General features: G+C 67.5%; 11 protein-coding genes. 8 read left to right on the forward strand and 3 right to left on the reverse strand.

All coding sequences use genetic code 11. The features are described 5' to 3' along the window. Positions 1 to 644 precede the first annotated feature (644 nt). The 5 genes from JK364_RS33590 to JK364_RS33610 all read left to right on the forward strand — a co-directional run bounded on the left by JK364_RS33590 (position 645) and on the right by JK364_RS33610 (position 4,358). Positions 645 to 983 (forward strand): MerR family transcriptional regulator, encoded by a 339-nt coding sequence (locus JK364_RS33590; RefSeq protein ID WP_100806344.1) that lies wholly within the window; start codon positions 645 to 647, stop codon positions 981 to 983. A gap of 542 nt (positions 984 to 1,525) precedes the next feature. Beyond that, a complete protein-coding gene (locus JK364_RS33595) occupies positions 1,526 to 1,729 on the forward strand; it encodes a cold-shock protein (RefSeq protein WP_020868774.1) in 204 nt (67 codons plus the stop codon). A gap of 326 nt (positions 1,730 to 2,055) precedes the next feature. Beyond that, positions 2,056 to 3,552 (forward strand): DEAD/DEAH box helicase, encoded by a 1,497-nt coding sequence (locus JK364_RS33600; RefSeq protein WP_201855121.1) that lies wholly within the window; start codon positions 2,056 to 2,058, stop codon positions 3,550 to 3,552. Between the two features lie 46 nt (positions 3,553 to 3,598). After that, positions 3,599 to 3,997, forward strand: coding sequence for a CBS domain-containing protein (locus JK364_RS33605; RefSeq protein ID WP_201855122.1), 399 nt, complete (start codon positions 3,599 to 3,601; stop codon positions 3,995 to 3,997). 49 nt (positions 3,998 to 4,046) lie between these two features. Further along, positions 4,047 to 4,358 (forward strand): SCO5918 family protein, encoded by a 312-nt coding sequence (locus tag JK364_RS33610; RefSeq protein WP_201855123.1) that lies wholly within the window; start codon positions 4,047 to 4,049, stop codon positions 4,356 to 4,358. A 112-nt stretch (positions 4,359 to 4,470) separates the two neighbouring features. On the opposite strand, the gene JK364_RS33615 is transcribed toward JK364_RS33610, so the two are convergent. The 3 genes from JK364_RS33615 to JK364_RS33625 form a co-directional block, all read right to left on the reverse strand. Continuing rightward, complete coding sequence (locus JK364_RS33615; RefSeq protein ID WP_230992901.1) at positions 4,471 to 4,743, reverse strand: hypothetical protein; 273 nt, start codon at positions 4,741 to 4,743, stop codon at positions 4,471 to 4,473. Between the two features lie 249 nt (positions 4,744 to 4,992). Then, positions 4,993 to 5,220: a DUF397 domain-containing protein gene (locus tag JK364_RS33620; protein ID WP_201855124.1), complete on the reverse strand. Its 228-nt coding sequence runs from the start codon at positions 5,218 to 5,220 to the stop codon at positions 4,993 to 4,995. Next, the gene (locus tag JK364_RS33625; protein WP_201855125.1) at positions 5,207 to 6,031 is read right to left on the reverse strand and encodes a helix-turn-helix domain-containing protein; all 825 of its coding nucleotides are present in this window, start codon (positions 6,029 to 6,031) and stop codon (positions 5,207 to 5,209) included. The genes JK364_RS33620 and JK364_RS33625 overlap by 14 nt, the downstream gene beginning before the upstream one ends. A gap of 291 nt (positions 6,032 to 6,322) precedes the next feature. On the opposite strand from JK364_RS33625, the gene JK364_RS33630 reads away from it, so the two are divergent. The 3 genes from JK364_RS33630 to JK364_RS33640 all read left to right on the forward strand — a co-directional run bounded on the left by JK364_RS33630 (position 6,323) and on the right by JK364_RS33640 (position 7,431). Continuing rightward, complete coding sequence (locus JK364_RS33630) at positions 6,323 to 6,652, forward strand: hypothetical protein (protein ID WP_201855126.1); 330 nt, start codon at positions 6,323 to 6,325, stop codon at positions 6,650 to 6,652. Beyond that, on the forward strand, positions 6,645 to 6,896 hold the full coding sequence (locus JK364_RS33635; protein ID WP_201855127.1) for a hypothetical protein: 252 nt from the start codon (positions 6,645 to 6,647) through the stop codon (positions 6,894 to 6,896). Before JK364_RS33630 ends, JK364_RS33635 begins: the two co-directional genes overlap by 8 nt. A gap of 172 nt (positions 6,897 to 7,068) precedes the next feature. After that, the gene (locus JK364_RS33640; RefSeq protein WP_201855128.1) at positions 7,069 to 7,431 is read left to right on the forward strand and encodes a cupin domain-containing protein; all 363 of its coding nucleotides are present in this window, start codon (positions 7,069 to 7,071) and stop codon (positions 7,429 to 7,431) included. Positions 7,432 to 7,634: the final 203 nt, after the last annotated feature.

A 7,634-nucleotide genomic window follows, 5' to 3' on the forward strand; every position in this document is an offset into this window, starting at 1 on the left:
AGAGACAGCAGGGCCCGGCAGACACGAACTGCCGGGCAGCGTTAACCGCAGTTGCAGTACGCAGGACGGTGCGGCGGTGGAGTTTCGAAGCCAGGGTTGTTGCAGGACGGCGACGGGACTGGCGGCCGGACCAGGTGGCCCGCAGTGATCAGGGGCCGCCGCGAGCAGTACCGCAGTTCACGCAGTAGCAGTACTCAGCAGTGAAGTTAAGTGAGCAGCACCTCGGTGAAGGCGTCGGCTGCGGACGCGCGCACCGGGAGGTTCGGCAGTGGGGTTCTAAGCCAGAGCAAACGCAGGACGGGCAACGGGGCTGGCTGCCGAAGAGTGGTGCTATGACAGGCCACCGAGCAATGCGCAGGACAGTAGTAGGTAAGTGATTGATCCCAGAGGGAAGAACGGAGGAGCCAGGCGCCATCAGGATCGCCCGGGCGGAGTCTTGAGCCCGGGTACCGCAGGACATCGATAGTGAGGTGGTCTCCGGTCAAGCAACCGCGATCCCCGCAGCCCCGACAACTTCCAGGTCGGGTCAGCGGACACAGAAGGCCGGCGCAGTACCAGGGCCGGCAGATGGTGTAGCAGTTCCTTCGGGGCCCGGGTGCCATACGGCACCCGGGCCCCTCCACCCGTTCCACAGAGAGGTGCAAATGACAGCAGGCGAATCGTTCGACCGTCTCGACGACGACGACTATCCCGCCTACACGATGGGCCGGGCCGCCGAGATGCTCGGCACCACGCAGGGCTTTCTCCGCGCCGTCGGCGAAGCCCGCCTCATCACCCCGCTGCGTTCCGAGGGCGGCCACCGCCGTTACTCCCGCTACCAGCTGCGCATCGCCGCCCGCGCCCGGGAACTCGTCGACCAGGGCACCCCCATCGAGGCCGCCTGCCGCATCGTCATCCTCGAAGACCAACTCGAAGAAGCCCAGCGCATCAACGCCGAGTACCGCCGCGCCGCCGCCTCGGAGAACCCGACGACCGCAGGCTGAGGTGGTCCGGTCCCGCCTGCGCGCGGAGCATACTGCGGGCCGGGCCCCGGGCGGGCTGCCCTCCCGACTGGTACGCCACGAACGATGGCCAACGGCCGTCAGACGATGGTGGCGGGGTCCAGGGCATGCGCGAGCGGCCATGAACGCGTCGGGACGCGCTCATGGGCCGCCGTCGGGCGGACGAGCGTACCGCCGCAGTAGTCGCGCTCGCCGAGCCGTATGTGACGACCGCTCTTGCTGGAACACTGTGTCGCATGCGGGGCAATATCTATTGCCGCGAGACGAGGGTTAAATATGTCGCGCGGGCAGTGTGTTTATCGCAGCGAACGAATTCGCTCCATCGGCCGTACGCGGGCCACTACCGCATGCTACTGTCGATCTCAGTTGCAGTTGTGGTTCCCAAAAACTTCAACGCTCGTGCCAGCATTTAGCTGCGGGAAGCGTTTTGTATTTCCGGTTGTTCTCCGGGCGGGGCATCATCACGGCGACCCGGTGTCCGTGGATTGCGGGCGCCGGCGTACTGCCCCACAAGGAGATATGACATGGCGTCTGGCACTGTGAAATGGTTCAACGCGGCCAAGGGCTTCGGCTTCATCGAGCAGGACGGTGGAGGTCCTGACGTGTTCGCCCACTTCTCGAACATCGCCGCCCAGGGCTTCCGCGAGTTGCTCGAAGGTCAGAAGGTCACCTTCGACATCGCCCCGGGCCAGAAGGGCCCGACGGCCGAGAACATCGTTCCCGCCTGACGCTGACGCGCACTTCGTAGCTGGGGCCCGTATCCCTCGGGGCGCGGGCCCCAGCTACGGGCATTTCCCTCAGTGATGCCTCCTGTGGGACAGAACCGCTCCCAGCTCTTCTCCAGGAGTGCGCGCCTCTCCCGGGCCGCACCCATCGACGTCCGGCATCTCACGCCGATATTACGTCACCCATTTCATCACCTGCGTCCCACAGCGGATTCACTGCATGGCGTCTTCGCTTTCGCATTCCATTTCGGCCCGTTCTCGTGATTCCCCGCGCTGCACTTCCGCTGCGGGAATTCCTTGATACGTGCCGTATCAAGGAAGGTTCTCAAATGAACCCCACACGTACGAACGACCGCACCTCCCGGACCCGCCGCACCAGCGGCCCCGCTTTCAACTCCGGCACTGGTTCGGGCCGGGGCAGTCGCTTCGGCTCGCCCGTCCCGAGCCGTTCGGGTGGCCACGGTCGGCGGTCCGCCGCGGCCTCGGGCGAGTTCGCCCTGCCGAAGACGATCACTCCCGCACTGCCCGCGGTCGAGGCGTTCGCCGACCTCGACATGCCCGCCCAGCTGCTGGCCGCGCTGACCGCGCAGGGCATGAGCGTCCCGTTCCCGATCCAGGGTGCGACCCTGCCCAACACTCTCGCGGGCCGCGACGCCCTGGGACGCGGGCGTACCGGATCCGGCAAGACCCTCGCCTTCGGCCTGGCTCTGCTGGCCCGCACCGCCGGACAGCGCGCCGAGCCCCGCCAGCCGCTGGCCCTGGTCCTCGTCCCGACGCGTGAGCTGGCCCAGCAGGTGACCGACGCACTCACCCCCTACGCCCGCTCGGTGAAGCTGCGCCTGGCCACCGTCGTCGGCGGAATGTCGATCGGCAGGCAGGCAGGCGCGTTGCGGGGCGGCGCCGAAGTCGTCGTCGCCACGCCGGGCCGGCTCAAGGACCTCATCGACCGCGGTGACTGCCGGCTGAACCAGGTCGCGATCACCGTCCTGGACGAGGCCGACCAGATGGCCGACATGGGCTTCATGCCCCAGGTCACCGCACTCCTGGACCAAGTGCGCCCCGAGGGCCAGCGGATGCTGTTCTCCGCCACCCTCGACCGCAACGTCGACCGCCTGGTCCGCCGCTACCTCACCGACCCCGTCGTCCACTCCGTCGACCCGTCGGCGGCCGCCGTCACCACGATGGAGCACCACGTGCTCCACGTGCAGGGCGCGGACAAGCACCGCACGACCACCGAGATCGCGGCCCGCGACGGTCGGGTGATCATGTTCCTGGACACCAAGCACGGCGTCGACCGGCTCACGCAGGACCTGCTGAACAGCGGAGTGCGGGCCGCCGCACTGCACGGCGGCAAGTCGCAGCCCCAGCGCACCCGGACCCTGGCCCAGTTCAAGGCCGGGCACGTCACCGTGCTCGTGGCCACGAACGTCGCCGCCCGCGGCATCCACGTCGACGACCTCGACCTCGTCGTCAATATCGACCCGCCGACCGACCACAAGGACTACCTCCACCGCGGCGGCCGCACCGCGCGGGCCGGCGAGTCGGGCAGCGTCGTCACCCTGGTCACCCCCAACCAGCGCCGCGACATGAGCCGTCTCATGAGCGCCGCCGGGATCGTGCCCCAGACCACCCAGATCCGCGTCGGCGAAGAGGCCCTGAGCCAGATCACCGGCGCCCAGGCACCCTCCGGCATCCCCGTCACGATCACCGCGCCGGTGGCCGAGCGGCGTAAGCGCAGCGCATCCTCACGCGGCCGACGCAGCCCCGCCTCGGCTGCCCGACGCAGGACCGTACGGCAGACCTCCTTCGACGCGGCGGCGGCCTAGAAACTCCGTGATCAGGAAACTGACCCACCACTGCAGGAGGCACCTTTTGACGCTGGTTCAGATGCAGCCCCCCTCGACGAACGTCACCCCCGCACACCAGACTGCGGCGGACGCCATGGACACAGGCGCACTTCAAGTCTGCGACGACATGACCATCGAAGTCGCCCTTTCCGTCATGGCCGGCGCCCGCACCGGGCACCTGTTCGTCTGCGACAACGACGGCCTGTGCACCCAACTGGTCACCCAGGCCCAGCTCACCGCAGTCCGTGACGGCCTCGCGTACACGGACCGGGTCCAACTGCGCGACATCCTCGACGGCGGTGGGCCGTTCACCTCACCCGTGACCACGACCGCCGAAGCCGAGCACGCAGCCCTGGACCGCCGACTCGCCGCACTGCCGGTCGTCGAAGACCAGGACGGCGCTCGGGGCGTCCTCGCCCACTGAACCGCCTCACCGCGGTAGAACTACCCCCTTCTTCTCCCTGTGAGGCATCATGCGCTGTGTCATCGCCCGCTTCCCGTTCGACCTCACCAAGAGCGGTGTCCTGGAATCCATGAAGGGCATCAAGCCCGAACAGGTCATCGGCGAGTCCGTGATCATCGGCCGCCGCACCTACCCGGTCAAGCAGGTCGGGCAGGCCATCACGCGCCAGGACCGCCGCGATTTCAGCGCCGGTGAAGTTCTCCGGGCCATGACTCAGCTCGGCTTCACCTGCCCCGGCCTCCGCCAGACAGCCGCGCCCACGCGTGTCCCCAGCCCATTCCAGCAGGCTTCCGCGATGCTCGCCGCCCCTGCCACCGTCTGACCGACGAGGGGGTGCGAGCCGCCACCAGAACAACAGTGAGGGTCCGACCGACATGTGCCGGTCGGACCCTCGCCGCGTTGCCGCGCGGTCCGTTAACTCGCAGCGTCGTATCTCACTGGTCGGAGTAGCTGAAGTCGCCCACGGTCCGAGCGCTGACGTCATCGATCGCCACGCGGTACATCCTGCCTGTCTCCGGGATCCCCACCGTGCCCTGCAGAATCCGCGACACATGGAAATGCAGATGCGTGGGCGCCTTCTCCTCACACGTCGTAGCGGTGAAGACAGCAGAGAATCTATTGAGACTGGCCGAGTCAGCCAGGACTATCGTCAGAGTCATCTGGTTGCTGTGCCCGGACTCCACCAAGGCCGCGACATCAACAAGCAGTTCGTCAGGCTTCTACATGAGAAGCAATTGTAATCACCGCCGCTCGGTCCGCCTGAGTGGTGGCGCTGGTGCGACATGCGAGATCGAACTGCGCAGACGAGGACGGCGCGAACCACACTGTTCCTTCGTCGCCCTGCTAACTGGCGCACGCACATGCAACGTTGAGGAAGAAACGACAAGAGATGCCGTTCGGCGGTGGGAACCAGCGGGTCAGCCGTTAACGGCTGACCCGCTGGGGAGTTGGGTGGTTCAGGTGGTGGGGAACTCCCCGCGCTTGACGGCGGAGACGAACGCCGACCACGCGGACGGCTCGAATACGAGCGCCGGGCCGTGGGGGTCTTTGCTGTCGCGGACGGGCACGTCGGCGTGGCCCAGCGCTACTTCGAGGCAGTCGCCGTTGCTGGGCCCGCTGTAGCTGGACTTGAACCATCCGGTGAGGGTAGAGGCGTCGGAGACGGTGTGATCAGTGCTGGCCATGTTCGTGTTCCTCCGCTATAGCCCTGATCAGGGCCAGGGATTCGTCATGCGACACCGCATCGCCCATGGCGAGATCGTAGGCCGACTGGCACGAGCTCACCAGAGTCGGATCGTCCATCAAGTTGCCCGTACGGAGGCCCTCGACGTATGCGACGGGTGCGGCATCGGTGAAGCGCATGAGGGTGACCATGCTCTCGATGAGAGCGTGGGCCCCGATACCGAACGGCAACACATGCAGCCGCAATCGTCCAACCTCGGCCATGTCCGCGATCTTGCGCAGTTGTTCCGCCATGACATGCGGCCCACCGACCCGGCGCCGGAGCACTGCCTCATCCAACAGGGTCCACATGACGGGGCTCAACAGATTATCGAGGATCCGGGCACGCTCTACGCGGTTGACCACGCGCCGGTCAAGATCCTCGGTGCGGTAGTTGGGGCTGGCCGTGCGCAGCACCGCACGTGCGTAGGCGTCGGTCTGGAGCAGCCCAGGAACGAGAGAGAGTCCGTACAGCCGAAGCTCTGACGCCTGCCGCTCCAATTCCGCCGCGACCGCGAAGTGGTCGGCGAACTTCGACTCCAGATCCTCCAGCCACCGCGCGAAGAACCCGTCCGTCCCCAGCGCCTGGTCGATCCGCGTCGCGTCGTCCGGCCTCGGCAACCGGCGTCCCGCCTCGAAGTGACTGATCAGCGTGGGCGAACACACCACGCGTTCGCTCAGCGCCTCCTGTGTCATCTCGGCCGCTGTGCGGCGGAGCCGCAGCTCCTCCCCGTACTTCTCCCTCGGGGTGCGTGGCCTCCGATCCATCTTCATGGCTGACTCCCTGAGTTGAAAGCTGTGCTGTCAGGCCCGCCCTCCTACCAGCGTAGCCAGAACGCCCTCACTCTGTGAGTGAATCGCCACACAGCGTGAAGAAACGCAAGACCCTCGCGACCGGGGTGCACCGGCCCGAGGGCGTGGCCCACCAGCTAAATAGGAGCTGATGAACGTGAACAACCCTAGGGAGCGGTGCCTCGCATGCGTGAGTGCACTTCTCGCCTTATCGCCGTCCGGCTGTCAGCGGGCCGGGGCTCGGGCGGTGATCCGCGGTGCGGAGGTGTCCGGATGGGTGCGATGACCGGGCTGCGCCTGCTGCCGTGGTCGGATCCCGACGGCAAGCCGTGTTACCTGGCGTCGGACGACGCGCACAGTCCGCTGAGCCGACGTGCTGACGCGATCGAGGCCGTACAGATGTCCATGGGGGTGGAACTCCTCCGGCACGCTCGGGCGCTGCTGGCCGCCCCCAAGGCCGACGCGCGAGAACTCCGCTACCTCGCGGACCGGTTGTGTGAGGCGCTGCGCGATGTGTTGCGGGTCGCCGAGAGCAGGGGCGCCCGCCTGCCCCCGTGCGACGAAGGCGAAGATCCGGCGCCCGGAGGGGGCGGCCGTGACTGACTGGCAGATCGGTCCCGTTCCGGGCCGGGGCCTGCGCCGGGTGAACGGTGGGGAACTCGCGTTGCCGCTCCAGATCCTCCAAGGCGGGCGGCATTGCGCCATCGCCCGACTTGAGTTGACTCTGGCCGAGGCGGAGCAGTTGCACGCGGCTCTGTGCTACGCGCTCGGTGAGCAGCCCCCGCCCCCCGATGCGCCCGAGTGCCGTCGGCCGGTCCGCTACCCGGGCGGCCGACAGCGGTACTGAAGGCGACCGCCCTCGCGGCCTTCGCGAGGCGCCGTCCCGGGGTGCTCCACGCCGGGAGGATCGTTTCCGGCGTGGAGCACCCCGGCCTGCCACGTGCCCGGTCCCGCGACGCGCGTCTCGACAGGCGGGCTGAGTCCGGGCGGCTGGGACGGCGCGAATACTGTGGGCCGCTATGACAGGTATTGATCATTCCGTTGCCCCCTTCGCCGTTCACATTCCCGATGTGGAGCTCGAAGCCGAGCCACTCGCCGCCGAGCAGATCGTCTCCGGGGACCCGGTCGTCACCGGGAAGGTCCTGTGGGAGTCACCCGACGGCAAGCAGCTTCGCGGCATCTGGCAGATCACCCCGGGCGTGGTGACCGACACCGAGGCCAACGAGCTGTTCGTCGTGGTCAGCGGGCGGGCCACGATCGAGTTCGAAGGCGGGACGGTCATCGAGGTCGGGCCGGGGGACGCCTGTGTGCTGCGCGAGGGGGACCGTACGACGTGGACCGTGCACGAGACGCTGCGGAAGGCGTACCACATCAGCCTCTGACCACCGGCGTTACCGGCGGGTGTGACCTGGCTCCTCAGTTCCCCTTGGCGTCTTTTCCCTGGTCACAGCCGTGTTAGCCGGATGTTAGCGGGACGGCGGTGGTGCGGTAGTGGCCCCGGCCAGAGTTGTTGTCGTACCGAGCAGAACACGACACCCACTACTCCGGGGGACCCGAAATGCGCTCCAACACCACTGCCCGCATC

The organism is Streptomyces endocoffeicus (assembly GCF_016741935.1).
GTDB classification, from domain to species: Bacteria; Actinomycetota; Actinomycetes; order Streptomycetales; family Streptomycetaceae; genus Streptomyces; species Streptomyces endocoffeicus.

Coding starts and splice junctions, on each gene's coding strand:
- JK364_RS33590 (WP_100806344.1), top strand. CDS start 645: ATGACAGCAGGCGAATCGTTCGACCGTCTCGACGACGACGACTATCCC.
- JK364_RS33595 (WP_020868774.1), top strand. CDS start 1,526: ATGGCGTCTGGCACTGTGAAATGGTTCAACGCGGCCAAGGGCTTCGGC.
- JK364_RS33600 (WP_201855121.1), top strand. CDS start 2,056: ATGAACCCCACACGTACGAACGACCGCACCTCCCGGACCCGCCGCACC.
- JK364_RS33610 (WP_201855123.1), top strand. CDS start 4,047: ATGCGCTGTGTCATCGCCCGCTTCCCGTTCGACCTCACCAAGAGCGGT.
- JK364_RS33620 (WP_201855124.1), bottom strand. CDS start 5,220: ATGGCCAGCACTGATCACACCGTCTCCGACGCCTCTACCCTCACCGGA.
- JK364_RS33625 (WP_201855125.1), bottom strand. CDS start 6,031: ATGAAGATGGATCGGAGGCCACGCACCCCGAGGGAGAAGTACGGGGAG.
- JK364_RS33630 (WP_201855126.1), top strand. CDS start 6,323: ATGGGTGCGATGACCGGGCTGCGCCTGCTGCCGTGGTCGGATCCCGAC.
- JK364_RS33640 (WP_201855128.1), top strand. CDS start 7,069: ATGACAGGTATTGATCATTCCGTTGCCCCCTTCGCCGTTCACATTCCC.